Source organism: Lachnospiraceae bacterium oral taxon 096 (assembly GCA_018141845.1).
GTDB lineage: Bacteria > Bacillota > Clostridia > Lachnospirales > Lachnospiraceae > F0428.
Window position 1 is genome coordinate 427574 of the sequence record CP073340.1, and the last position, 24740, is coordinate 452313.

Annotated in this window: 29 protein-coding genes and 1 pseudogene; 5 read left to right on the forward strand and 25 right to left on the reverse strand. The window is 39.4% G+C overall.

Annotated features, from left to right (window positions below):
- Positions 1 to 83: 83 nt before the first annotated feature.
- The 3 genes from J5A74_02110 to J5A74_02120 all read right to left on the reverse strand — a co-directional run bounded on the left by J5A74_02110 (position 84) and on the right by J5A74_02120 (position 2852).
- The gene (locus J5A74_02110; GenBank protein ID QUI96162.1) at positions 84 to 1475 is read right to left on the reverse strand and encodes an MATE family efflux transporter; all 1392 of its coding nucleotides are present in this window, start codon (positions 1473 to 1475) and stop codon (positions 84 to 86) included.
- Between the two features lie 65 nt (positions 1476 to 1540).
- Positions 1541 to 2443, reverse strand: a complete 903-nt coding sequence (locus J5A74_02115; protein ID QUI96163.1) for an SPFH/Band 7/PHB domain protein — start codon at positions 2441 to 2443, stop codon at positions 1541 to 1543.
- A 1-nt stretch (position 2444) separates the two neighbouring features.
- Complete coding sequence (locus J5A74_02120) at positions 2445 to 2852, reverse strand: NfeD family protein (GenBank protein QUI96164.1); 408 nt, start codon at positions 2850 to 2852, stop codon at positions 2445 to 2447.
- Between the two features lie 193 nt (positions 2853 to 3045).
- Between J5A74_02120 and J5A74_02125 the strand changes: the two genes are divergently transcribed.
- A complete protein-coding gene (locus J5A74_02125) occupies positions 3046 to 4530 on the forward strand; it encodes an aldehyde dehydrogenase family protein (GenBank protein QUI96165.1) in 1485 nt (494 codons plus the stop codon).
- 139 nt (positions 4531 to 4669) lie between these two features.
- On the opposite strand, the gene J5A74_02130 is transcribed toward J5A74_02125, so the two are convergent.
- From J5A74_02130 to tnpA, 5 genes are all read right to left on the reverse strand, one after another.
- Positions 4670 to 6046, reverse strand: coding sequence for a hypothetical protein (locus tag J5A74_02130; protein QUI96166.1), 1377 nt, complete (start codon positions 6044 to 6046; stop codon positions 4670 to 4672).
- A gap of 26 nt (positions 6047 to 6072) precedes the next feature.
- Positions 6073 to 7554: an MBOAT family protein gene (locus tag J5A74_02135; GenBank protein ID QUI96167.1), complete on the reverse strand. Its 1482-nt coding sequence runs from the start codon at positions 7552 to 7554 to the stop codon at positions 6073 to 6075.
- Positions 7555 to 7659: 105 nt separating this feature from the next.
- The gene (locus J5A74_02140; GenBank protein ID QUI96168.1) at positions 7660 to 8616 is read right to left on the reverse strand and encodes a CPBP family intramembrane metalloprotease; all 957 of its coding nucleotides are present in this window, start codon (positions 8614 to 8616) and stop codon (positions 7660 to 7662) included.
- A 175-nt stretch (positions 8617 to 8791) separates the two neighbouring features.
- On the reverse strand, positions 8792 to 9907 hold the full coding sequence (gene tnpB / locus J5A74_02145; GenBank protein QUI96169.1) for an IS200/IS605 family element transposase accessory protein TnpB: 1116 nt from the start codon (positions 9905 to 9907) through the stop codon (positions 8792 to 8794).
- A 4-nt stretch (positions 9908 to 9911) separates the two neighbouring features.
- Positions 9912 to 10313, reverse strand: a complete 402-nt coding sequence (gene tnpA, locus J5A74_02150; GenBank protein ID QUI96170.1) for an IS200/IS605 family transposase — start codon at positions 10311 to 10313, stop codon at positions 9912 to 9914.
- 473 nt (positions 10314 to 10786) lie between these two features.
- Between tnpA and J5A74_02155 the strand changes: the two genes are divergently transcribed.
- On the forward strand, positions 10787 to 12160 hold the full coding sequence (locus J5A74_02155; protein QUI96171.1) for a sodium-dependent transporter: 1374 nt from the start codon (positions 10787 to 10789) through the stop codon (positions 12158 to 12160).
- 555 nt (positions 12161 to 12715) lie between these two features.
- On the opposite strand, the gene J5A74_02160 is transcribed toward J5A74_02155, so the two are convergent.
- Positions 12716 to 12970, reverse strand: coding sequence for a site-specific integrase (locus J5A74_02160; GenBank protein QUI96172.1), 255 nt, complete (start codon positions 12968 to 12970; stop codon positions 12716 to 12718).
- Between the two features lie 129 nt (positions 12971 to 13099).
- Between J5A74_02160 and J5A74_02165 the strand changes: the two genes are divergently transcribed.
- From J5A74_02165 to J5A74_02175, 3 genes and pseudogenes are all read left to right on the forward strand, one after another.
- Positions 13100 to 13360: a hypothetical protein gene (locus J5A74_02165; protein QUI96173.1), complete on the forward strand. Its 261-nt coding sequence runs from the start codon at positions 13100 to 13102 to the stop codon at positions 13358 to 13360.
- A gap of 9 nt (positions 13361 to 13369) precedes the next feature.
- Positions 13370 to 14230: a hypothetical protein gene (locus tag J5A74_02170; protein ID QUI96174.1), complete on the forward strand. Its 861-nt coding sequence runs from the start codon at positions 13370 to 13372 to the stop codon at positions 14228 to 14230.
- Positions 14209 to 14514 (forward strand): annotated as a pseudogene (locus J5A74_02175) (transposase). Before J5A74_02170 ends, J5A74_02175 begins: the two are co-directional and overlap by 22 nt.
- Before the next feature lie 181 nt (positions 14515 to 14695).
- Here J5A74_02175 and dtd read toward each other — a convergent pair.
- The 16 genes from dtd to J5A74_02255 all read right to left on the reverse strand — a co-directional run bounded on the left by dtd (position 14696) and on the right by J5A74_02255 (position 24696).
- Positions 14696 to 15130, reverse strand: a complete 435-nt coding sequence (gene dtd, locus J5A74_02180; GenBank protein QUI96175.1) for a D-tyrosyl-tRNA(Tyr) deacylase — start codon at positions 15128 to 15130, stop codon at positions 14696 to 14698.
- A 10-nt stretch (positions 15131 to 15140) separates the two neighbouring features.
- Positions 15141 to 15638, reverse strand: coding sequence for a transcription elongation factor GreA (greA, locus tag J5A74_02185; GenBank protein ID QUI96176.1), 498 nt, complete (start codon positions 15636 to 15638; stop codon positions 15141 to 15143).
- A gap of 122 nt (positions 15639 to 15760) precedes the next feature.
- Positions 15761 to 16168 carry an ATP synthase F1 subunit epsilon gene (gene atpC, locus J5A74_02190; protein QUI96177.1) on the reverse strand — a complete coding sequence of 136 codons (408 nt, stop codon included), beginning with the start codon at positions 16166 to 16168 and terminating at the stop codon, positions 15761 to 15763.
- 5 nt (positions 16169 to 16173) lie between these two features.
- Positions 16174 to 17568: a F0F1 ATP synthase subunit beta gene (atpD, locus tag J5A74_02195; GenBank protein ID QUI96178.1), complete on the reverse strand. Its 1395-nt coding sequence runs from the start codon at positions 17566 to 17568 to the stop codon at positions 16174 to 16176.
- 21 nt (positions 17569 to 17589) lie between these two features.
- Positions 17590 to 18462 carry an ATP synthase F1 subunit gamma gene (gene atpG, locus J5A74_02200; GenBank protein QUI96179.1) on the reverse strand — a complete coding sequence of 291 codons (873 nt, stop codon included), beginning with the start codon at positions 18460 to 18462 and terminating at the stop codon, positions 17590 to 17592.
- Positions 18463 to 18481: 19 nt separating this feature from the next.
- Positions 18482 to 19981, reverse strand: a complete 1500-nt coding sequence (gene atpA, locus J5A74_02205; protein ID QUI96180.1) for a F0F1 ATP synthase subunit alpha — start codon at positions 19979 to 19981, stop codon at positions 18482 to 18484.
- A 30-nt stretch (positions 19982 to 20011) separates the two neighbouring features.
- On the reverse strand, positions 20012 to 20557 hold the full coding sequence (locus J5A74_02210) for a F0F1 ATP synthase subunit delta (protein QUI96181.1): 546 nt from the start codon (positions 20555 to 20557) through the stop codon (positions 20012 to 20014).
- Positions 20545 to 21060 carry a F0F1 ATP synthase subunit B gene (gene atpF, locus J5A74_02215; protein QUI96182.1) on the reverse strand — a complete coding sequence of 172 codons (516 nt, stop codon included), beginning with the start codon at positions 21058 to 21060 and terminating at the stop codon, positions 20545 to 20547. The genes J5A74_02210 and atpF overlap by 13 nt, the downstream gene beginning before the upstream one ends.
- 30 nt (positions 21061 to 21090) lie before the next feature.
- The gene (gene atpE / locus J5A74_02220; GenBank protein QUI96183.1) at positions 21091 to 21345 is read right to left on the reverse strand and encodes an ATP synthase F0 subunit C; all 255 of its coding nucleotides are present in this window, start codon (positions 21343 to 21345) and stop codon (positions 21091 to 21093) included.
- A gap of 32 nt (positions 21346 to 21377) precedes the next feature.
- A complete protein-coding gene (atpB, locus tag J5A74_02225; GenBank protein ID QUI96184.1) occupies positions 21378 to 22094 on the reverse strand; it encodes a F0F1 ATP synthase subunit A in 717 nt (238 codons plus the stop codon).
- 13 nt (positions 22095 to 22107) lie between these two features.
- The gene (locus J5A74_02230; protein ID QUI96185.1) at positions 22108 to 22500 is read right to left on the reverse strand and encodes a hypothetical protein; all 393 of its coding nucleotides are present in this window, start codon (positions 22498 to 22500) and stop codon (positions 22108 to 22110) included.
- The gene (locus J5A74_02235) at positions 22493 to 22780 is read right to left on the reverse strand and encodes an AtpZ/AtpI family protein (protein QUI96186.1); all 288 of its coding nucleotides are present in this window, start codon (positions 22778 to 22780) and stop codon (positions 22493 to 22495) included. Before J5A74_02235 ends, J5A74_02230 begins: the two co-directional genes overlap by 8 nt.
- A gap of 157 nt (positions 22781 to 22937) precedes the next feature.
- Entirely contained in the window at positions 22938 to 23093 is a 156-nt protein-coding gene (locus tag J5A74_02240; GenBank protein QUI96187.1) for a rubredoxin, read from the reverse strand.
- 1 nt (position 23094) lies between these two features.
- Positions 23095 to 23442 carry a desulfoferrodoxin gene (locus tag J5A74_02245; protein ID QUI96188.1) on the reverse strand — a complete coding sequence of 116 codons (348 nt, stop codon included), beginning with the start codon at positions 23440 to 23442 and terminating at the stop codon, positions 23095 to 23097.
- 66 nt (positions 23443 to 23508) lie between these two features.
- The gene (gene mscL / locus J5A74_02250) at positions 23509 to 23904 is read right to left on the reverse strand and encodes a large-conductance mechanosensitive channel protein MscL (GenBank protein ID QUI96189.1); all 396 of its coding nucleotides are present in this window, start codon (positions 23902 to 23904) and stop codon (positions 23509 to 23511) included.
- 96 nt (positions 23905 to 24000) lie between these two features.
- Positions 24001 to 24696, reverse strand: coding sequence for an MIP family channel protein (locus J5A74_02255; GenBank protein QUI96190.1), 696 nt, complete (start codon positions 24694 to 24696; stop codon positions 24001 to 24003).
- Between the last annotated feature and the right edge of the window lie 44 nt (positions 24697 to 24740).

Sequence of the window (24740 nt, forward strand, 5' to 3'; positions counted from 1 at the left end):
GTACAGTATAGGAGGAAAGTCTCACAAAATCCAACACATTTTTTTCACAGTTTCACAACTTTTTAGTTGTTACTTTTCTTTTTCTAAACCTTTTCTTTTCTACTAAGACTTCGCCACACCGTCAAAAGCATTGTCACATAGCAGGCAATTCCTCCCACATAATTGCTGATTGGCTCTGCATAAAATACGCCGTGCACCCCCATAAAATGCGGCAAAATAATGGTCATTGGCACAACAATAATTACCTTTCTCAATAAACTAAAAAAGATAGAAAATTTGCTATAGCCAAGAGCCACAAAGATGGACTGACCACAAAATTGAAGACTCATCATAAAAAATCCCATAAAAAAGATGCGAAGGCTGGGAATGGTTGTTGCAACTAAGATTTCATCCTTAGTAAAGAGTCGAATAAAAAATTCTGGAAAATGGCTGACCATCAGCCAAGCAAGCACGGTATAACCTCCACCCAAAATGCTGACAAATCGTATACCTTCCTTTACTCTTTTATACTGTTTTGCACCAAAATTAAATCCCAGCACAGGCTGTGCACCATAGGTAATTCCCTGCACAACCAAAGTAAAAATTTCTCGCAAGGAATTAATAATGGTCATTGCTCCCACAAAGACATCACCACCATATTGGCGGAGCGTGGCATTGCACACAATCTGTGTCAAGGAATTGGTCACTCCCATGGTAAATCCCGAAAGCCCTAGGCCAAGAACTTGCTTGATTATAGTAAAATCATTGACAAGCATATATTTTCTTTGAATCGTGTACATTGGCTGTTTTCCTGTTAAAAACAGCATAACCCAGAGAAAACTTAAAAATTGGCTGATGACTGTGGCAATGGCCGCTCCTCTCACTCCCAAATGCAATCCAAAAATAAAAATTGGATCAAGAATACTATTGGCAACAGCCCCCACAACCGTTGTCGCCATTCCAACCCTACTAAATCCCTGTGCATTAATAAAGGCATTCATTCCACTGCTGACCATAGTAAATATTGTTCCCAGCAAATAAATAACTAAATATTGACTGGCGTAGACATAGGTCGCCTCTGATGCACCAAAGGCAAATAAAATTGGACGCATAAAAATGTAAAAAATCAACATCATCAAAATTGCTGTAAAAATCAACATGGAAAAGCAGTTGCCAAGAAGTTTTTTTGCTTTTTCATGATTTCCCCTTCCTCGCTCAATGGAGCAAAGTGGTGCTCCTCCACTAGAAAACAAAAAGCCAAATGCTGAAATAATGGAAATAATAGGAAATGTCAGCCCCACTCCTGTCAGAGCTAAACTTGCATCCTTTGCCATATGCCCAATGTAGATTCTATCCACCAGATTATAGAGAACTTGGACCAATTGGGCAATTGTGTAGGGAATAGCCATACTCAAGATATTGGAGGAGACGCTCCCCTTAGAAAAATCATTTTTCATTTTTATCCTCTTTATCCTCCTCTTTTTTCTCTCTATCATAGCAAAGATAGACCTAAAAAAATAGTGCACAGCCACTGCCGTACACTATCTTTCACACTATTTTTCTAATTTTCTATCTTTGTCTTTTCGTTGAGTTCCGCAAATTCTGTCACCATACTTGCTAAGTTTTGTACATTGCTTGGAATAATAATCTTGGTTGCCCTTCCATCCGCAATCTTCTCAAAACTCTCCAGTCCACGAAGAGCAAGCACTTCCTTGGTTGGATGTGACTCATTTAATAGCTTTAATGCCTCGGCCTTTGCCCTTTGCACCTCAAGAATCGCCTGTGCCTGACCTTGTGCCTTTTGAATGGCCGTCTCTTTTTCTGCCTCTGCATTTAATATCGCTGCCTGCTTGGCACCTTCAGCAATCAAAATGGCACTCTCCTTCTTTGCCTGTGCCTCAAGAATATTCGCCCTCTTCTCGCGCTCTGCCTTCATTTCCTTCTCCATTGCCACACGAATATCCTCTGGCGGAAGAATGCTCTTTAGCTCCACTCGATTGACCTTAATTCCCCATGGATCAGTTGCCTCATCAAGTTCCGCACGCATTGCTGTGTTAATCGTATCTCTAGAGGTCAAAGTCTGATCGACCGTCATATCACCAATAATATTTCTCAATGTCGTCGCTGTCAAATTTTCAATGGCAGAAATCGGTCGCTCAACACCATAGGTATATAACTTTGCATCCGTCACCTGATAGTAGACAATGGTATCAATTTGCATCGTCGCATTGTCCTTGGTAATCACTGGCTGAGGTGGAAAATCAACCACTTGCTCCTTCAATGAAATAATCTTTGCCACATTATCAATAAATGGGATAATTAAATGTAGTCCTGACTTTAATGTCTGATGATATTCTCCAAATCTTTGTACCACATACGCCTTTGACTCAGGCACAATCTTCATACAACGAAATACAATAATGAGTGCAATGACAATTAAAATAACAAATATCGCTAATGGCATTCTACTCTCCTCCTCGCTCTAATACAATTTTATTTCCCTCAAAGTGATCAATAAAAGCACTCTCTCCGTCTCTATATTCTTCCTTCGCAAGGGCACTCCAAATTCCTCCCTTATATCGGACTTCATACAGAAATAGTTCTCCGTCTTTGCCTAAGCTTTTTGTCACCTTGACCTCTTCCTTTGGAAGAGCATCTTTTGTGTGAAACACATTGTTGCAAAATGGTTTAAAAACCAAAATAAAAATAAGGGACAAAATGGCAAAGACGACAAGTTGAATGGAAAAATTAAAAATGAATAAACTCAATCCCACCATAATCAGTGCGGCCAGTGCAAACCAAACAGAAACCATTGCGGGAATAATCGCCTCCACAATCAAGCAGATTGCACATATAATCCCCCACATCAACATATGCTCACCTCCTATGTTTAGGATTATATCATAAATCTAAGATGAATTTCTATTATTTTTTTAACATTATTCTGATTTTTTTGTTAAATTATCAACTTTTTATAAATCTATAGCATTTATTTTTATTTTGTGCTACTATTAATCCATAGTAATTTACTATGAATTAAATTTTTGATTTGAAAGGAGTCAAACTATGGCTAAAAAACCTGATAATACATATGGACTTTTCATCAACGGAGAATTTAGAAATGCCAAAGATGGCAAATTTTTTGACACCTACTCTCCGGCAACTAAGGAAAAAATCGCCAGCGTGGCAGAGGCTACAAAGGAAGATGTCGATGACGCTGTAAACGCCGCATGGGCAGCTTTTGACTCATGGAAAAAACTTGATAAAATCAAGAGAGCAGAGATTCTTTTAAAGATTGCCGATGTGATCGATGCCAACAAAGAAGATCTTGCCTATATTGAGAGTCTTGACAATGGCAAGCCACTGCGAGAAACCCTAAACATAGATATCCCTTACGCAGCGGATCATTTTCGCTACTTTGCTTCTGCAATTCGCACAGAGGAAGATACTTCCAATTTTCTTGACAACAACACCTTATCTCTTGTCTTTAGAGAGCCAATTGGCGTTGTCGGACAGATTGTTCCTTGGAACTTTCCATTTTTAATGGCTGCTTGGAAGTTGGCACCTGTTCTTGCCTCTGGATGCTGTACTGTGTTAAAGAGCAGTTCTTCTACTCCACTCTCCATCCTAGAGCTTGCAAAATTAGTAAAGGATATTATTCCAAAGGGTGTATTCAATGTGATCTCTGGTGCAGGAAGTAAATCTGGTCAATATATACTCGATCACAATGGATTTAGGAAACTTGCCTTCACAGGATCCACGGAAGTCGGCTATTCTGTGGCAAAGGCCGCTGCCGAAAAGTTGATCCCTGCAACACTTGAGCTCGGTGGAAAGTCTGCGAATATTTTCTTCAACGACTGTGATCTTGATCTGGCCATTGACGGCGTACAATTAGGCATTTTATTTAATCAAGGTCAAGTTTGTTGTGCAGGATCTAGAGTATTCGTTCAAGAAGAAATCTATGATGAGTTTGTAAAGCGAGCAGTTGACCAATTCAATAAGATTCAAGTGGGCGATCCTCTCGATATCAACACACAAATGGGTGCTCAAATCAATGAGACTCAGGTGGCCAAAATTCAAGCCTGCGTAGACCGTGCTGTGGCGGATGGTGCTACCATTGCCTGTGGTGGTTCTCGCTACACGGAGGGAGAACTAGCTAAGGGTGCTTTCTACAAGCCAACCCTTCTGACCAATGTGACAAATGATTCCTATGCCGCACAACAAGAAATCTTTGGACCTGTGGCCGTCATCATTAAGTTTAAGACAGAAGAAGAAGTGATCAAGTATGCCAATGAAAGCGTCTATGGTCTTGGTGGCGGTGTTTGGACGAAGGATCTCAATCGAGCATTTCGTGTCTCAAGAAGCATTGAAACCGGTAGAGTTTGGGTAAATACCTACAATGCCATCCCGGCAGGTGCACCATTTGGTGGCTACAAGACTTCTGGTATTGGAAGAGAGACACACAAAGTGATCTTAGACCACTACACACAGATGAAGAATATTCTCATCAAATTAGATGAAAATCCAAGTGGATTCTACCCACAAAAGTAATACAAAGGCATAAATTTAAGGAGAGCTTTCAGACTATGGTCTGAGGGCTCTCCTCTTTTTATTTATAATTGTGATAGGATGTCCATTTCTATCTATGGTTGCCACAACACAAGAGTGTATCTCTTCTACCAAAATTTTTCTACGACAATCTTTTTAAAGAAAAGTCGGACTGGACACTAAAAAATACTCTATCAATATAACTTCCTGTATTTTTGTCATATACAATAATTTCCACACCTTCTTCGTTCGGTGATGTATAATTGGGAACTTCCCTTTCAAGTTCCTTTTCCTCCACCGCTCGAATCTTATTCACACCTGTCTCTGGCATATACCATTGTCCTTCATTGTTTCGATCAAGAATTGTCGGGTCAATGCCAATAGAGGAAAGTAGTTGTGCAAAGTGATCATAGGAGGAAGATTTATGGAGATTTCCTCTTCTCACCACATAGATACCACGATGATTTCTTTCAAACTCCTTAAAGTAATCATCTGTATCGGTGATCTGTGAAAAATAGCCATTCTGGGCCGCCACAGCATACTCCCCCCAACTATTGTAGCGAGCATCTCCTCGATGATCTGGCAAATCGTAATTTTTCTTAAGGTAGTCTGCAATATACTTTGAGACCTTTCTTCCCCCATTTGTATTCACATGAAGATTGTCACTGTAGAAATCCTCTTTTTTAAAGTCAATGACCTCATCCATCAAATTAAAATTAAAGAAGGTCAGACCCAATTCCTTGGCCAAATCATCCACATAGTTATAGTAGGGCTGAGAATCATTTCGAACCGCCGTCGGTGTGGTCACAAGTAAAAGTGGAATTTTTTCCGTCTTACAGGTCTCTACTATTTTTCGAAAATACTTTTCCTCTTTCGCTGTCATCGGTTTCCTTTCATCTGTCTTTTCCACAGTCATTGGCATATCCGCCGTTGTGCCATAGCGATATCCTGAACCCTTATTGCTATCTAAATGCTTTGTCCACGGATAGTGCATAAAATCATCCCTTGTCAACTCACTGTATCGGCTGTGATAGATGGGCATTCCCATCCACAAATCCTTCCACCTTGCTCTCGGTGCAGTGGACATCACTGCCTCCAACTTATTCAAGCCTGGCTTCATTCCCAAAATATTGGTCACCTGCCTGGCATCATCAGAATACTCAAAGTCTCTCGTTGCCGCATACATGTCAAGAATAATCACCTTCGGTCTTTGTGATTTCAGGGCCTCTTTTAAAAAATAGTAGGTATTCCAAAATGGCTGAATGCTTCCCCACAAAGAATAACCCGACATTCCGTAATTTGTCCAAAATACTTCCTGATCAATATTCATCCCCGCGTGACTGCTGCCCAAAACTAAGACATCTACAGTTCCTTTTGGCTGAACATAGTAATCTTGCATCGTTGTAATTCCATCCGTTCTCTTCATCACCAAAGTCATGTTGACAAGGGTATAGAGTTGCCAAATCATACATAAAAGCACCACTGCCGACAGAAAACGCTTGATATATATCTTCTTCATTCTTTTCCTCAATTCCATATCAAAAGCTAAAAGCCTGCATAAATAAAGTTTGCGGCTGAATAATCTGGTCCATAGACACCAAAAATAATAATGACAAAAAACAGCAAAATATAAATGACATATCTTGTCGCTATATTTTGATCCACTAAAATCTTGGCATTGATTTTATTCTCTCTATACTTTGAGACAATCAATAATAAAAGGATGGAAAGAATCAATATCCACCAGTCAATATTTTTCATTCCTGTCTTTGCCAAGCTTCCATCAAAGAGCACCCACATCTGCACAGGTGCAATGAATATTCTTCGAATATACCCCAGAGCTTGATGCAATGAACTTGCACTAAAGAAAATCCATGCAAAGGTTGTCAAGAAAAATACCCCAAATCTCTGCCACCAAATAAAGCCGATGGCCTCAGTTTTGATATTCAGTTGCTGATACAATTTCTCCCGTTTTTTCTTTGTCATCTGTCCTATAATTTGATATCCCGCATGCAATAGCCCCCAAACAATAAAGGTCCAAGCTGCACCATGCCAAATTCCACTGACCAAAAATACAATAAAAATATGAATATACTTTCGAATAACTCCTCTTCGATTTCCTCCAAGTGGAATATAAATATAGTCTGTGAGCCACTTCGTCAAAGAAATATGCCATCTCCTCCAAAAATCTGGAATATTCGTCGCAAAATATGGCTGATGAAAGTTTTCAAATAAGTCATAACCAAAGAGCTTTGCGACCGCAATGGCCATATGGCTATAGCCAGAAAAATCTGCATAAATTTGCACAGAATACAAACAAGCTGATAAAATCAAAACGACACTGCCATAATTTTTATAATTTTTTAGTACCGTTCCTGTAAAGAGTGCAATGCGATCAGCAATGACCATCTTTAAAAATGCTCCCCACAAAAAGATAAAAATTGCCTCTCGAAAGGTATGATAACTCAATACCTTTTTCTCCCGAATCTTAGGCAACATTTCTTCACTTCTTTGAATTGGCCCAGATACAATCGTTGGAAAAAATGAGACAAAAAGTGCATAGCGAATGAAACTTTTTTCTGGCTCTTCCCCAGTCTTAATCATATGAAATAAATAGGTTGAACTCTGAAAAATATAAAAGGAAAGTCCCACAGGAAGGAGGATCTTGGCCACTCCAATCTGCCGGCCAAATGGTTGCAAAATCCAATTAATATTTCCAATGGCAAAATTCGTATATTTAAATAAAATTAAAATGAAAAAATTAAATACCAATACAATTTTATAAATTTTCTTCTGTGTATCTGGTCTTCGCAATCGATGACGATAGCCATAGTGCACACCAAAAAAAGTAATGCCAATACTTGCCCACAAAAAGAGCAGATATTTGACATTCATCATTCCATAAAATATGCAACTTGCCAACAGCAAAATCATATTTTGTAATCGAATATGTTTAAAAAATAGCCAGTAGACAATAAAGGTCACTGGCAAAAAAGCAACTAAAAATGGTATGCTCGTAAATGCCATACTTCCTCCAAAATCATTTTTTGTACGATTGATTGTACCATAGAAAAAGGCAGAGAAAAAGAAAAAGAAGTTGCGAAAAACAAAAAGTTTTTCACAACCTCTCTTTTAGTTCGTAAAGGAAATGATAATCATTATTCCCGACGCAATGATAAAGCAAATCATTCCTGGATTGGCAATAGCTCCTCTTGGAGATTCCCCCCTTTCGAGTACCACCGTCTTTGCCTTTACAATCGAAAGAATCAAACCCACGATAATAATAATGAAAATTATCACTGTATAAAGACCATATAAAATCAGTGGCAAAATCTGCCCCGGTGTGATATTAGCTATCTTTCCAAGAGATAAATCCGTAAGTACATCCCGATTCACATACTTTAAAAATAGTGATCCCACCACTCCGCCGAGGAAATTGACGATCATATGCATCATCACACTATAACGCAATTTTCCTGTGATTGTATAAATATACCCAAAGAGAATTCCCAGAAAGAAAGCATAAAAAAATTGTGAAAAATTTCCATGAAATAGACCAAACATCAATGCTGAAACCACAATCGCTGCTGTATCTCCATACACTCTCATTCGGTCAATCAACACTTTTCTAAAGATAAATTCTTCCACCATTGGTGCAAAGATGGACACAAACACTAGACTTAACCACACTGACTTTCCATCAAGAAAGCTCTCTATTGGGTTGCTAATCGTATGCCCCAAAATACTTTGCAATACCTTAAGTAAATTAATGCCAAGTAAATTTCCAATGGTCAGCCAAAAATATCCTATACAAAAATAAATGAAAAATCCTCCCACAGTCAAGCGACCTTGATTTCTTTCCTTCTCTGGCACCTTTTTCATAATGGACAATCCAATAGGCACTGCGACCAAATACATTGGCACAAAAGTGATGACCCACTTAGCCATCTCTGGTATATGATTTTTTCCAAAAACCCCAATCACAATGGCTGCAAAAATTCCTTGCAATGCCGTAGTAATGACAAGAATGGCCAATGCACCAAATCCCAACCTTGAAAATGCCTTCTTTGCATTCCATGCTTTTTCCATGCGTCTCTCCCATCTCTATATGTATTTTTTTTATTCTACCATAGTTGACACTCCCCATGCCTAAAGGCAGGGGATTCTTGGTTCGCCGATTACTGCGTAGCTTCTGAAAGAAGCGATGTCTTACACAATCTCCCCAAGCGTAGATTCCCGTGTGTCCCACGGTATTTTTCATATCTTATACCGCTTGAATTTCCTTTGCCTTAGCTAGGATATTCTTGGCGGCATTCACATCTCTGTCATGGTGCGCTCCGCACTTTTTGCAAATCCAGTCCCGAACGGCAAGATTTTTCGTTTCCGTATTTCTCTCACCGCATACGGAGCAGGTTTGCGAACTTGGATAGAAGGGCGGCACTTGAATGACATCTGTTCCGTAGAGTACCGCCTTGTATTCCAGCATACGAAAAAACTCTGCCCAGCTTACATCGGAAATCGCTTTTGCCAGCTTGTGATTCTTCATCATGTTCTTCACCTGCAAATCCTCTATGCCGATGGTTTGGTTTTCACGCACCAGCTTTGTCGAGATTTTATGCAGGAAATCCTTTCTGGCATTTGATATTCTTTCGTGTATTCTAGCAACGAGTTTTCTTTGCTTGCTACGATTTTTGCTCTCTTTCTTTTTTCGGGACAATTTTCTTTGCTCTCTTGCTAATTTCTTGCTCAATCGTTTCAGAATACAAGGATTTTCTACGACATTACCGTTGCTGTCCGAACAAAATTCTTTCAATCCGACATCAATGCCGACTTCTCCTCCTTCGTTGCGAGCAAGGAAATTTTCTATATCTGCTGTCACGCAAAGGGAAACGTAGTATTTTCCCGATGCCGTCCGCGATATGGTGGCATTTTGGATCTTGCCCTCAAATTCCCGTGACAGTTTGATTTTTACCAGTCCAAGCCGTGGGAGATGCAGTTTTTCGCCCTCTATACGAATCCCGTTTCCTTGGTTACGGGTACGATACGATTGCCGATGGTTGTGCTTGGATTTGAACCTTGGATATTTTGCAATTTTCTTGAAGAAATTCTGATAGCTACGGTCAAGATTCCGCAAGGATTCTTGCAGAGCCATGCTGTCCACAGCTTTTAGCCACACATAGTCTGGATGGTTTTTGAGTTCTGTAAGGAGTGCGCTCGTCTGCACATACGTCACAGATTCTTTTTTCGTTTTCCAAGATTCCATGCGCAAAGCTAGGAAGTGATTGTATACGAAACGACAGCAACCAAGTGTTTGTTCGATTGTCTGTACCTGTGCCTTTGTCGGATAGATTCTGAATTTATAGCCTTTCGTATATTCCACATCTTCACCCCCTCTGCGATATTTTTTGATTTTCGATATACTGTTTCACCATGGCAAGTGGTGCACCGCCTACCGTTGATACGAAGTAGGAGTTTGTCCAAAGGGTTGGTATTCTGCTCCTCAGCCATGGAAATTCTGTGCGTAAAACCCGGGAGGTTCTGCCTTTAATAGTTTTCACTGCCTTGTGTATGCCAAATTGTGGGTCTACCTCTAAAAGCAAATGTACATGGTCTGGCATGATTTCCATTTCGATGACATCGACACTGATTTCTTGACATATGGCAGAAATGAGCTCCTTTAGCCTTACATCAACGCCATTGACCAGTACCTTGCGACGATATTTGGGACACCATACAACGTGATACTTACAGGAATATACGACATTGTGGTTTGATTTATATTTCATGGTTAAGATTATACTGAATATGTTTATCTAATTCAATAGACAGAGTGAATTTCTTTCTGTCAATATCCATCGAGGATTTGACAGAAAGCGGGCTTATATCCCCATAGCTAAAGCTAGGGGTTTTACGCCCGTTTTGATAAATATATTTTGTTAAAAAATGTATGTGGTCGCCCCCATCAGCTTTCTTGAGCGACGGAGATGCAGGGGGAACACCTCGCAAATAAACCTTGAACTACAAGAAAGTCAGTGTAGTCGGCTTTTACAGTACAATGAGCGAAGTGAAGGATCATTAAGGAGCATGCCCCTAACGGTCGGCAAGACAAAACGAGGTTAAAGAAAACTGAAAGGATTTTATTTATGAAAATTTTTTATAATAAAACGATATTCCCCACAACAGCAATCAATACGCATAGAATTTTCCCCATAACTATGCTATAATCCAAGCAAATTAGTACTTTTTGTAGGAGGTTATTTTGGAACAAGAAAGAGAACGATTAGGATCCAGACTGGGCTTTATATTGATTTCAGCTGGATGTGCGATAGGAATTGGAAATGTATGGAAATTCCCCTATATGACGGGCAAAGGTGGAGGTGGTATCTTTGTACTGCTCTATTTGATCTTCTTAGTTTTGTTGGGTTTACCCATCTTAAGTATGGAATTTTCTATCGGCAGAGCTGCAAGAAAAAGCCCTGTCTTGGCCTATCAAAAATTAGAGCCGAAGGGAACAAAATGGCATATCCACGGCATCATTGCATTGATAGGAAATTATCTCTTGATGATGTTTTATACCACAGTGTCTGGTTGGATGCTACATTATTTTTATTTGACTATCACAGGAAAATTTGATGGACTAGACACAGCAGGAGTCAATCAAGTCTTTAACACCATGCTTTCCCAACCCAAAATTATGATCTTTTGGATGATTTTGGTCGTGATTGTCGGTATGTTGATTGTATCCACAGGACTAGAATCTGGTCTTGAAAATATCACAAAGGTAGTAATGGTAACGCTTCTCGTCGTAATGGTGATTCTGGCGATCAACTCATTTTTTTTAAAAGGGGCAGCAGAGGGATTAAAATATTATCTTGTTCCTAATATCCAAAGAATTGAAGAAACAGGTCTTGGAAATGTTATTACTGGTGCAATGAATCAAGCCTTCTTTACACTAAGTCTTGGAATTGGTGCAATGTTAATCTTTGGAAGTTATATCAGCAATGATCGAAGTATGCTCGGAGAATCGGTAACCATTGTGATACTTGATACCTTTGTTGCCATTGTTTCAGGACTTATTATATTTCCAGCTACCTTTACTTATGGTGTGGATCAAACTTCAGGACCAGCCCTAATATTTATCACCTTGCCCAACATATTTAATAAAATTCATCTTGGCCGACTTTGGGGAAGTCTATTCTTTATCTTTATGTCCTTTGCCGCATTCTCTACGGTATTGGCTGTATTTGAAAATATCGTTTCCTGTGGTATGGATTTGACCAAAAAATCAAGAAAACAGGTCAGTCTGTGGAATATGATTTTCATTATTCTATTGTCATTGCCTTGTATATTTGGATTTAATATTTGGAAATTCGACTGGTTAAAGGTATTTGGCGGAAGCATCCTTGATTTGGAAGATTTTCTTGTGAGTAATATTTTACTGCCACTTGGCTCCTTAGTCTATCTTTTGTTTTGTGTCAGTCGCTATGGATGGGGCTGGGACAATTATCTAAAGGAAGCAAATACAGGAAAGGGACTAAAAATGAAAAATTGGATGAGATTTTATCTCACCTATATCCTGCCACTCATTGTCCTATTTATCTTTGCGTTTGGTATTTACGATAAATTTAAATAACTATTCTTTCTTCTAAAGCCACAAAAACTAAGGTTTTTGTGGCTTTTTTAGACGATAAAAGCCAATATTTTTTACATTTTCCTTGACATTATATATATATATATATAATTAATTTGAAAGTTTTGTATAACATATCAGAAGGGAGAAAATCTATGAGTAAAAAATGGACAATTGTATGTACACGGTGTGGAAAATCTGATGGTAATATTAGAACTACTTCTAATGGAGCACCACCTACTGGCACAGTAACCTCTATTGGAGGCAAATGTCCTTGCACTCCAGATAAGAAACATAGACCAAAATGGACACCTATAGATTAACAAATTGGGGCTGTCGGGAAATGGCAGCCATAAAAAGGGAGGAGCAACTCAAAATGAGTCACTCCTCCCTAAGTTTTTACATAAAAAAAGATGGCTAATGACAACCATCTTTCTCCGTTACATGTTATAATGTAACTATGCTTACAGTTAATTATTATAATGACTTTTTTGAAATAGGTCAACAGAAAATCAACTTTAGTTTCTATGAATTGAGTTTACCCGATGACGATCCGGTCTATACCCTAAAAAAAGTTATGGAGGATTTAAATTTTTCCGGACTGTATGAATCTACAGTTTCGTAGTCTAAATCTTCAAAGCCTACTTCATTTAATTTTATGTTTTTCTTTTTTAGAATATATTCTAATAGCTTATGGATAGCACTACGGTACGCTTTAATTGTGTGGATACTTGCACATCTTTGTACAGGTAAATAATGATTGAAATAATCATTAAGTGTCTGAAAAAACACTTCATCTTTTAATCTTCCCATAGCGTTACCTCCGGTAAAATTTTTTGCATATAATTCCAATCAATACTGGATGATTTCATTAAATTTTCCGGTAGAATATGAATGTAATATGCTGTAGCTGATAATGAATCATCTGGTTATAGTACAAGCATGAATGCTCAAAATTTAAGGGCTTTTATAGATAATCGTAGACCTTTTATTTCGGGAATATTATGGCAAAATGGTGGAGGTCATGCAATAGTTGGCTGTGGATACGATACAAAAGAAGGGGTATTTTGGTTTAAAGATCCTGGAGTGGGTGTGACACCATTCTATAAAGTGAGTTCTCAGGCAATAGATTCTAATACATATTTTCAATATGGTCGTTCAGGATTTGGAAAATATAACAGTACAAACTATTATTACAGATAGGAGGATACCATGAAAAGGATAAAATCAACTATAGTATTTGTATTTATATTAGCTATTATACTATCTTCAAATAGAGAGGTGTATGCTATGACACCACCAAGTAGTGATGAGTTAAGAGAGGCATATAGATATAGTGTGGAACGTTCACGTGAAATTATGCAGGAGCCAATGGAAAATGAAGAATTGGCAGAAATAGTACCGATTTTGGATAATACAGACGCATATTTTGTGTTCCAAGCAATGAATATAAGCGAAATTGAAAGTGAAGAACAACTAAGTAAACTTATAGATGAAGCAAATAGTGATACTATAGACCAAACTAATGCAATTTGGGTTGCTACGCAATGGAATGCTGATGATACATATGAAGAATTGTATTTTATGAAAAATGAAAATGGTGTTTTAGAGCATCCTGCGTCAGGGGTTACATATGATAAAAATGACTTAATTACAACAAAGATTTCAAATTTACTTGGAGAACAGTACAATTCGAGTATGAAAGATTTGCTAGTTTTCGGTATGGATAGGACCACCCCGTTTGGAAGCAATGTATTGGTGAAAAGATTTGAAGATGGAAGCATAAGGATTGGCATTTTATGGGATATGGATTATTACGGTTTTCCTGTCAAGTCAGGATTTTATACTCTTGAAGAAATAAAGGGGATTATATCAGATTATCAAAAAAAATATCCAGAGATGCGTTATTCTACCCCTAGTAATGCAGAAAATACAGCTCCTGAAGATGTAGTATATAGTGGAACTTCATCAACAAGTAAACCTACTAAATATTATGTACCAATAGCTTTAATTATATTTGTTGCATTAATCGTGGGGTGGATTATTATATACAGAAAAAGAAGTTTAAAGTGATGAAGATCAATGAAGTATGGGAAGATCTTCGAGAAAAGTCATATGCTAACATACAGAGTGAAAAGGGCATTCTGAAACGACAGACACGCTCTATTCAAACAGAAGGTCATTTTGGAGATATTAAAGAAAATGAAGATTTCCGACGCTTCAATTATCGTTCTTCAGATAAGATATATAAAGAATTTATGCTTTTTGCGATAGGAAGAAATATAAATAAATATCATCGTTTTCTCCATGCAAAGCTAAAGAAATTTGAAGGAAAACTACAGGAGAAAACAGCATAAGAAAAAATTTAAAGACAAAATTTCAGCCAAGGGGGTTTTATGCCCAAAAATAGACAGTATTATAGAAAAACAAAATATCCTGACAAAGTCACAAAGCCAAAACGCCTTGTATTTGTCAGGATATTTCTATTTCGCTCTGCGGGAAGTAAAATTACTTATTTCCCGACAGCCCCTTTTTATTTTATTCCAATATCACAGTAAATGGTCCATCATTAACTAAACTCACCTGCATATCTGCACCAAATTCTCCTGTCTGGATGTCAATGCCCGTTTCTTTTGCTTTCGCAATGATATATTCGTAGAGTTCATTGGCACGATCTGGCTTTTGTGCATTGGTAAAGCTTGGGCGGTTCCCATCCCAACAATTTGCCATCAAGGTAAATTGTGACACAAGTAGGAGTGCCCCGCCCACATCTTGAATGGAGAGATTGGTCTTTCCATTCTCATCTGCAAAAATACGCAACTTCATCAACTTTTGCAAAAATTTATCGGCAATTTTTTCATCATCTTCCAGTCCAATGCCAATAAACACCAACAGTCCCTTTTCGATTTCTCCTGAAACTCTTCCCTCAATCTCTACCTTGGCGTGATTGACTCTCTGTATAACAAACTTCATTTTCTTTCTCCTAAAATGAACGGATATCATCATCGGTATCATCGGTGCGTATCCCTGTGATTTTTACATAGTAACCTGCACTCTCCGATGTCTTTACATAGACTCGATCTCCCACCTTGTGCTTTAATAGTGCCTTGCCTATTGGCGACTCAATACTGATGCGATTGTCAAGGGAATGTCCCCTGATCGGTGTGACAATCTTATAAGTCTCTATCTCATCATCATCTTCAAAATAGACATCCACAATTTTATTGAGACCAACTTCATCGTCGCTTGCATTGTCTTCAATCACATTGGCAAATCGAATCATTCTTGTGAGATAATTGATGCGGCCCTCATTTTGATTCTTCTCTCGCTTTGCAGCATAGTACTCAAAGTTTTCAGAGAGATCTCCCTGTGCTCTTGCCTCCTTGACGGCAGCAATGAGTTGTGGACGCAACACTAATTTTCTGTGCTCAATCTCTGCCTCAATCTTTGCAATGTCCTCCTTTGTCAACTTTTCTGCCATTTCTATATCCTCACTTTTTCTTTTATTGACAAGTATAGCACAAAGGAGAGTTTCCAAGCAATCCCCTGAAAACTCTCCCCATTTATCATTCTCTTTATGAAATATGAAATAACAATAACTTACTACAGTCCATTCTTGACATCTATTCTGACCAACGCACGCTTTAGGGCAATCTCTGCACGTAGCGTATCAATGTCTCCTGACTTTTCGCTGATACGCTTTTGTGCTCTGTCTCTTGCTGCCTCTGCACGCTTTTCGTCAATCTCATCTGGCCACTCACAGGTTTCTGCCAAAATCACCACTTCCGTCTGTGTCACCTGAGAAAATCCTGCCATCAATGTCGCTACCTTCTTGACATCATTTGACTCAGTAATCACTAAACTTCCCGGTGAAATAATGGAAGTCATTGGAATATGCCCTGGAAGAATGCCAATGCGTCCCTCTGTCGTCGTAAACTCTACTTTGAGAACATCTCCTGTATAGAACTCTCTCGTCGGTGTGATAATCTTTAACTTAAATTGATCTGCCATAGGCACTACCTACCTGCTCTTTCCACAACCTCATCGATGGTTCCTGCATTTAAGAAATATTGCTCTGGAATATCATCATGCTTTCCTTCCAAGATTTCCTTAAATCCTCTGATTGTCTCTGAAACTGGAACATATTTTCCTTCCAATCCCGTAAACTGTGTGGCAACAAAGAATGGCTGTGAGAGGAATCTTTGGATTCTTCTTGCTCTTGATACCACCAATTTATCGGCCTCAGACAACTCATCCATACCAAGCATCGCAATAATATCCTGCAATTCCTTGTACTTTTGAAGTACCTGCTGTACTTGCTGTGCAACATTGTAATGCTCCTCTCCCACGATATGAGGGGCAAGAATTCTAGAGGTTGAAGCAAGCGGATCAACAGCTGGATAAATACCAAGCTCCACAATGGAACGATCCAAAACAGTGGTCGCATCGAGGTGGGCGAAAGTATTGGCTGGTGCTGGGTCAGTAAGGTCATCGGCTGGCACATATACAGCCTGAACGGAAGTAATGGATCCATTCTTTGTTGAAGTAATTCGCTCCTGAAGAGCACCCATCTCGGTCTGCAATGTTGGCTGATAACCTACGGCTGATGGCATACGGCCTAAAAGTGCAGATACCTCTGATCCTGCCTGAGTAAAACGGAAAATATTGTCAATAAACAACAAGACATCTTTTCCACCCTGATCACGGAAATACTCCGCCATCGTAAGACCTGTCAGTCCCACTCTCATTCTCGCACCAGGTGGCTCATTCATCTGTCCAAAGACCATGGTAGTCTTATTGATAACACCAGATTCTGTCATCTCGTGATAGAGGTCATTTCCCTCTCTTGTTCTCTCACCAACACCAGTAAATACAGAATATCCACCGTGCTCTGTAGCAATGTTTCGAATCAACTCCTGAATCAATACAGTCTTACCTACACCCGCACCACCAAAGAGTCCAATCTTTCCACCTCTTTGATACGGACATAAGAGATCGACAACCTTGATTCCTGTCTCAAGAATTTCTGTCTCTGTGGATTGCTCCTCAAATGTAGGGGCCTTTCTGTGAATTGGAAAATATGCCTCTACCTCAGGTGCTGGTTTATTGTCAATTGCCTCTCCCAGTACATTGAAGATTCTTCCCAGAGTATTTTCACCAACCGGAACAGAGATTGGAGCGCCTGTTGCCTCTGCGGCCATTCCTCTGACAAGTCCGTCTGTTGTTCCCATTGCAATGCATCGAACTGTATCGTCACCCAAGTGCTGTGCAACTTCTACAGTCAATACCGTTCCATCGCCTGTTGGAACCTTGACAGCCTCATTGATTTCTGGAAGATGTCCCTGGCTGAATTTAATATCCAAGACCGCACCAATAATCTGCGTGATGTGGCCCATATTCTTTTCTGCCATTTTTTTCTCCTTTATATTTTTTTAATTGATCGCATTGGCACCGGCCACGATCTCTGTCAACTCCTGTGTAATTGCACCCTGACGAGCACGATTGTACAAAAGTCCCAATGACTGAATTAATTCATCAGCATTGTTTGTCGCACTGTCCATTGCATTCATTCTTGCACCATTTTCTGATGCCAATGCCTGCATCAACCCACCATAAATGATGGAGGACATATATTTTGGAACAATGGCATTTAAAACCTCTTCTTCATTTGGAGAATAGTTCATCAATGTCCTTGGTCCACTTTCTGTCTTTGCATTCTCTCGACCCTTTAAAATATCCTCCGCCGAAATAGGAAGAAGCTTTAAAAATGTCGGGATGTGCACGACGGTATTTTTAAAATTTGTATATGCGAGATAAATCTCTGCGATTTCTCCCTTTGCAAAGCCATCGAGAAGTACCTTTGTCATATCTGCTGCATCTTGATAAGTTGGCTCGTTGATTACCTCTGAGTATTCCCCAGCAATGGTATATCCTCTTCTTTCCAATCCTTCCTTACCCTTTCTACCCACAGCATAGACCACTGTGTCCTCTTTTTTTAGATTCGCACTTACAAGTTTAATGATATTGTTGTTGTAGCCACCAGCCAAACCTCGGTTTGCAGTGATGACAATCACCGCTTTTTTACCTTTTTGCCCACTCTTTAAGTACTTGTGTGAGATATTTTCACTCTTTTCAAGAATGGAAGCAATGGTCTCATACATCAAGTCAAAATATGGCTTTGACTCCTCTGCTCTTGCCCTTGCCTTTTGCAATTTTACGGTGGATACCAATTTCATCGCCTTTGTAATCTGTTCAGTACTTTGAATACTCTCGCGGCGGCGTTTGATTTCTTTCATCGAAGCCATTTCGAAGTATCACCTCTTTCTAGGCCTTCTTGCATTCTGCAATTGCCTTCTTTAACTTCTCTGCCAACTCGTCGCTAATCACCTTTTTCTGTCGAATTTCCTCTGGAATCTCTGGATACTTTCGATCAATAAAAGCAAATAACTCATCTTGGAATTCAGAAATCTTTTCAATTTCAATATCCAAAAGTAATTTCTGTGTTGCTGCAAAGATAATGATAATCTGATACTCCACTGACATTGGCTTATAATTTGGCTGCTTTAAAATCTCACGAATTCTCGCACCCTGTGCAAGCTGCTCCTTTGTTGCTGCATCGAGCTCAGATCCAAATTGGGCGAAAGAAGCAAGCTCTCTATACTGTGCAAGTTCTACACGAATTGGTCCAGCAATCTTTTTCATCGCCTTAATCTGTGCTGATCCACCAACACGAGATACGGAAAGTCCAGCATTGATCGCTGGTCTAAAGCCTGAGTTAAACATCTCTGTTTCCAAATAAATCTGTCCATCGGTAATAGAAATGACATTCGTTGGAATATATGCCGAAACATCGCCTGCCTGTGTCTCAATAATTGGAAGTGCAGTCAATGATCCGCCTCCCAGTTCTTCAGAAAGTCTTGACGCTCTCTCCAAAAGTCGAGAATGCAAATAGAATACATCTCCTGGATAAGCTTCTCGTCCAGGAGCTCTCTTTAAGAGCAAAGAAAGTGTACGGTATGCCGCTGCGTGCTTCGTTAAATCGTCGTACACAACCAAAACATCCTCTCCATTTTCCATCCACTCCTCACCAATGGCACAGCCAGAATACGGTGCAATATACTGAAGTGGTGCAAGGTCAGACGCTGTGGATACAACAACTGTTGTGTAATCCATTGCCCCATACTCCTCAAAAGTCTTTACAATGCTTGCCACAGTGGAGGCCTTTTGTCCAATCGCAACATAAATACAGTGCACATTTTGACCCTTTTGATTAATAATGGTGTCCACTGCAATGGAAGTTTTTCCTGTCTGGCGATCACCAATAATCAACTCTCTTTGTCCTCTACCAATTGGAATCATAGCATCAATTGCCTTAATTCCTGTCTGCAATGGTGTGTCAACAGATTTTCTCTCGATAACGCCATGTGCCACACGTTCAATTCTTCTAAACTTTGTGCTTGCAATTGGTCCCTTGCCATCAATCGGCTGTCCAAGTGCATTGACAACTCGACCTGTGAGTTCGTCACCCACAGGAACTTCTACCACTCGACCTGTTGTCTTTACTGTATCGCCCTCGCTGATGTTATGCTTATCTCCAAGCAAAACTGCACCAACATTGTCCTCCTCAAGGTTTAACACCATGCCATAGACTTCTCCTGGAAACTCCAAAAGTTCTCCCTGCATAGCCTTTTCCAATCCATGGATTCTTGCGATACCATCGGCCACCTGTATTACCGTTCCGACATCAGAAACTTCGAGCCTGCTTGAATACTTTTCAATCTGCTCCTTGATCACGGAGCTGATCTCTTCCGGTCTCAAATTCATCTAGGTTCGCACCTGCTTTCTTTCTTATTCTTATATCTGTACATTGAGAAGATTTTTCTTGATACTATAGAGCTTCGTCTTGATACTTGAGTCGATAACACGATCCTTAATGCGAATGGTCATTCCTCCAATCAAGCTCTCATCCACGCTATAATTCATCTCCATCTGATTATACTCTGTCGTCGCCAAGAGTTTTTTCTCAATCTCTTCTTCCTGTGATTTTGTCAAAGGCATAGCACTGACTACACTTGCCACGCCAATCCCCTTATATTCCTTAACGATAGAAATAAAGTAGGAAAAAATACGCTCAAATTCAGCCTGTCTCCCCTTATTGACCACAGTAATTAAAAATCCCATCAGCATATCTGAAACCTGATGTTCAAATATGGTATGAATGATCTGAGCCTTCTCTTCGCGACTAATTTTTGGCGAATTTAGAATTTTTCGTAAATCCATATTTTCTGCAAAAATGTCTCTTAATGCAGTCACCTCTTCGTAGGCTTGGTCAATTGCAGCCAAATCCTTCGCTGCCGCAAAAAGAGCATCGCCATAAACCTTCGACACTAATTTTGCCATATACCTTCACCCATTTCTTTTAATGTCTCATCCACAAGACTCGCCTGTACATCTACATTCATTGATGATGTAATGGCCTTTTGTGCGATGATCGCAGCAAGACCAACCATTTCCTGCTTCATATCATCCATGGCCTTTTTCTTCTCCATCTCAATCTGCTTGTTGGCTCTGTCTGTGATTCTCTCTGCCTCTTCTCTGGCATTGGAAAGAATTTCTTCTTCCTTAATCTTTGCTTTCTTTCTTGCATCTTCCAAAATGCGATCGGCCTCTTTATTGATGTCCTTAAGTTTGAACTCATATTCTGCCTTCATCGCATTGGCTTTTTCTTCCTTCGATGCCGCATCTTGTAATTCTGCTGCAATACGTTCTCTTCGGTCATTTAAGACCTTTCGTACTGGATCAAAGAGCAAATAAGTGAGAATTGCAAAAAGGATGAGCACATTTACACCGACGATCGCTGCATCCGCTAAAAGCTGCGGATCAAATCCTATCAGTCTGTCCAATTGATTACCCCCTTCTCAAGTCTGCTCTTCTTATTTAAATGGCTTAACAAACATAAGAATAATGGCAACAACCAAACCATAAAGACCTGTAGTCTCGGCAACTGCCTGACCAAGAAGCATTGTACTTTGGATCTGTGACTGTGCACCTGGGTTTCTACCTACTGCGGACGCACCATGACCTGCAGCAATACCCTGACCAACACCAGGTCCAATACCTGCGATCATCGCAATACCTGCACCAATTGCTGAGCAACCATAAATAAAATCCTGTCCTGACATCTGCATAAAATAAATCCTCCTGTTTTAAAAAAATAATTTTATTCTAACTTATCGTTAATATAGACCATCGTAAGCATACAGAATACATAGGTCTGAATAACGCCCGAGAATACATCGGTATAAATATGTAAGAAAGCTGGAATACCCAACCTAAGAATTAATGGCAACATTCCGTACCACAATCCCATAATAATAACACCTGATAATAGGTTTGCAAACAAACGAAGTGAAATTGAAATTGGATTGGCAAATTCACCAATTAAATTAATTGGGAACAAAAATGGAAGTGGCTGGAACAGCGATGTAAAATGTCCAACGCCTCTATTTTTAATTCCTTGATAATTGACAATCAAAAAGGTAAACAATCCTAATAAGAATGTAACACCATAATCTGCTGTCGGATTTCTAAGTCCAAGTAATCCACTCAAATTGGCTGTCAAAATAAAGAGAAATATTGTTCCAATATAGTTTAAAAATCTTGGTGCATTTTTTCCCAAGATACTTCCCCCCATTTTTTCAAGGGCTTCAAATGCAAGCTCGAGCACATTTTGAAATGGTCCTGGCACATCCGTCGCTCGATTCAATGCCCTTCTTGCAAAGAGAGCAAAGATAATCAAAACCAACATCACCACCCAGAGCGAAATAATCGTATCACCAATCCAAAGCTCCTGCCCAAATAGATGATACTTTAAAACACCGTGAATGGCAAAGTCTGTACTTCCCCTAGATGAACCCAATAACTTCAATATACTCATCCCCTACCTCCTTTCATTTCATTAATTTATGTATCAATGGCTGCAAATATGCCCCTGCTTTAATACCAAAAATTGAAAATACAATTCCCAGAACATTGACATATTTTGACTTCCAAAAGATAAACACGACGACCACAAGAACGGCTTTTCTGACAAATGAATGGAGCATTGTTGTCCTCATTGCATACTTTTCATTCTTACTGGCCAGTGCATCTTCGGTTGTTCTTGCCATATCTACCATCATAAAGATCATCACTAAAATTCCAACAACAATGCCAAGCTCCAGTGATGAAACCGTATAGCCCAATGGTTTTGCAACAAATCCTGCAACAACCATTAGGAGTACTTCATAAATCATACTTGCGCCAACCATTTCAATGAGCACTCTTTTTAAATTCTTACTCATCCTTCTTCCTCAATATGCGGCTCTTTACCTTTGGCATTACCACCTCTTTCTTATCTTTTTCACTTTTTTTCCTTTGTTCTTCTTTTTCTTCCTGTTCATCGCGCTCATTTTGTAAAATAACTGATTGAACCAAGCGATATCCTGACAGCAAACCGGCTAGCACACCAAGAAGCAAAAGGATCAATGTCCAATAGCCATGAAATACTTGGTCGATGCGATATCCAATATAGGTGCACAAAAGAATAGGCGTCACTACACTAAATCCAAGCTGTGATACCAATGCAATAGCACGGAAGACACTGCGATTATTTCCAGAGATAATACCACCCCCAAATTAACATATCTTCAATTATAACCTCCCATTATTCTTTTGTCCATAAATATAAGAAAAAAAGACCGCCTAAGCTTACGCTCAAGCGATCTTTATATTCCTTATATTATGCCTGTGTGAACTGATCCTTGCCAACACCGCAGAGTGGACAAACGAAATCCTCTGGAACATCTTCCCACTTTGTTCCTGGTGCAATGCCATTGTCTGGATCGCCTACAGTCTCATCATATTCCCAACCACAAACTTCGCAAATGTACTTCATATTAAATCTCCTTCTTCCATAATCCATGTAAATTGCAATACTCATAGGCAGCAACAGCTTCGTCGCCTTCCTCAAGTGTGAACTCTGCACGAGGTGCATCTGTTGCACTCAAAACCTTCTTCTGTGAGCCCTTCTTTGTCTCAAGTACAATCCACTGAATAAGATGTGCCTCTGTCATTGGATGTTCTACCTCTCCAACAACAACGGTTACCTTATTTCCATCCACTGCAACCACTGGAACATGCTTTTCATTTGCTGCGTCTGTTGAGTTTGCTACCAACTCTTTTACCTGGCTCTCTTCGCAAACAACCTTGTTGCCGAGCATATCATTTCCTACATAAAACTTCATATCGTATTCCTCTTCCTTTCTTTTTTTATCACGATCAGTTTTTTGCGCGATCTTTCTACATACAAATTAGTTCTTCTTCTTTAAGAGATCTCGAATCTCTGTGAGAAGTACAACATCTGCTGATGGCTTTTCTGGCTTCTTCTCTTCTTCTTTCTTCCTTGTGAGCGTATTTGCCAACTTGACAAATAGGAAGATACAAACTGCAATAATCAAAAAGTCCACTACAGATTGAATAAATGCACCATACTTAATGGCCGCTTCCTCCATGCCATTGCTTGCTGGTCGAATGACCAATTTCAAATTTTCAAAATTAATTCCGCCAAGAATAACACCAATAATTGGCATAATCAAATCGTTGACAAGTGAAGTAACAATCTTACCAAAAGCTCCACCAATAATCACTCCGACAGCTAAGTCGATGACATTGCCCTTAAAGGCAAATTCCTTAAATTCTTTTAACATACGATTCTCCTATATTCGATACATCCTTTTGTACTATAGGCAATTACATTATGCCCTATTTGATTGCGTTTGTCAATACAATAATAATAATAATTCCTAATTTTCACTGCTCAAAAAATTGTATACTCCAGCGGCAAGTGCTGCACCAACAAGAGGAGCAAGGATAAATACCCATACCTGTGAAAATGCCACAGAACCAACACCACTAAGAAGTGCAGGGCCAAAGCTTCTTGCTGGATTTACTGATGTTCCTGTAAAAGGAATACCCAAGATGTGAACTAAAGTTAAGGAAAGACCAATAACTAAACCGGTTGTTGGTGCATTCTCTGCCTTACTTGTCACACCAAGAATCGCTGTCACAAATACAAAGGTCAAGATAATCTCCACAACAAAGGCAACACCCGCACTGATGTGAAGTGCACTTGCCTCACCAAATCCATTTGTTCCCAAAGCCTTGTTGGAACCAAAGATAAATACTAAGATGGCTGCTCCCACAATACCACCTACAAACTGTGCCACCAAATATCCAATAAAATCAGTGGCACTCAACTTCTTTGATAAGAACAATCCAAGTGAAACGGCTGGATTGATGTGACAGCCAGAAATATTGCCGATAGAATAGGCCATAGCCACGATAGACAATCCAAAGGCAAAGGCAATCAATAATGTGGAAAATGCAAGTGGTACTCCCTGACCAGCATTGCCTAACAATGTATTTGCTGCAACTGCGCTTCCGCAACCAAATACAGTCAGAACCATTGTTCCAATAAACTCTGCTACATACTTTTTCATTTACGAAACCTCCTATACTTATTTTCTATTGTTTTGTGCAAAGT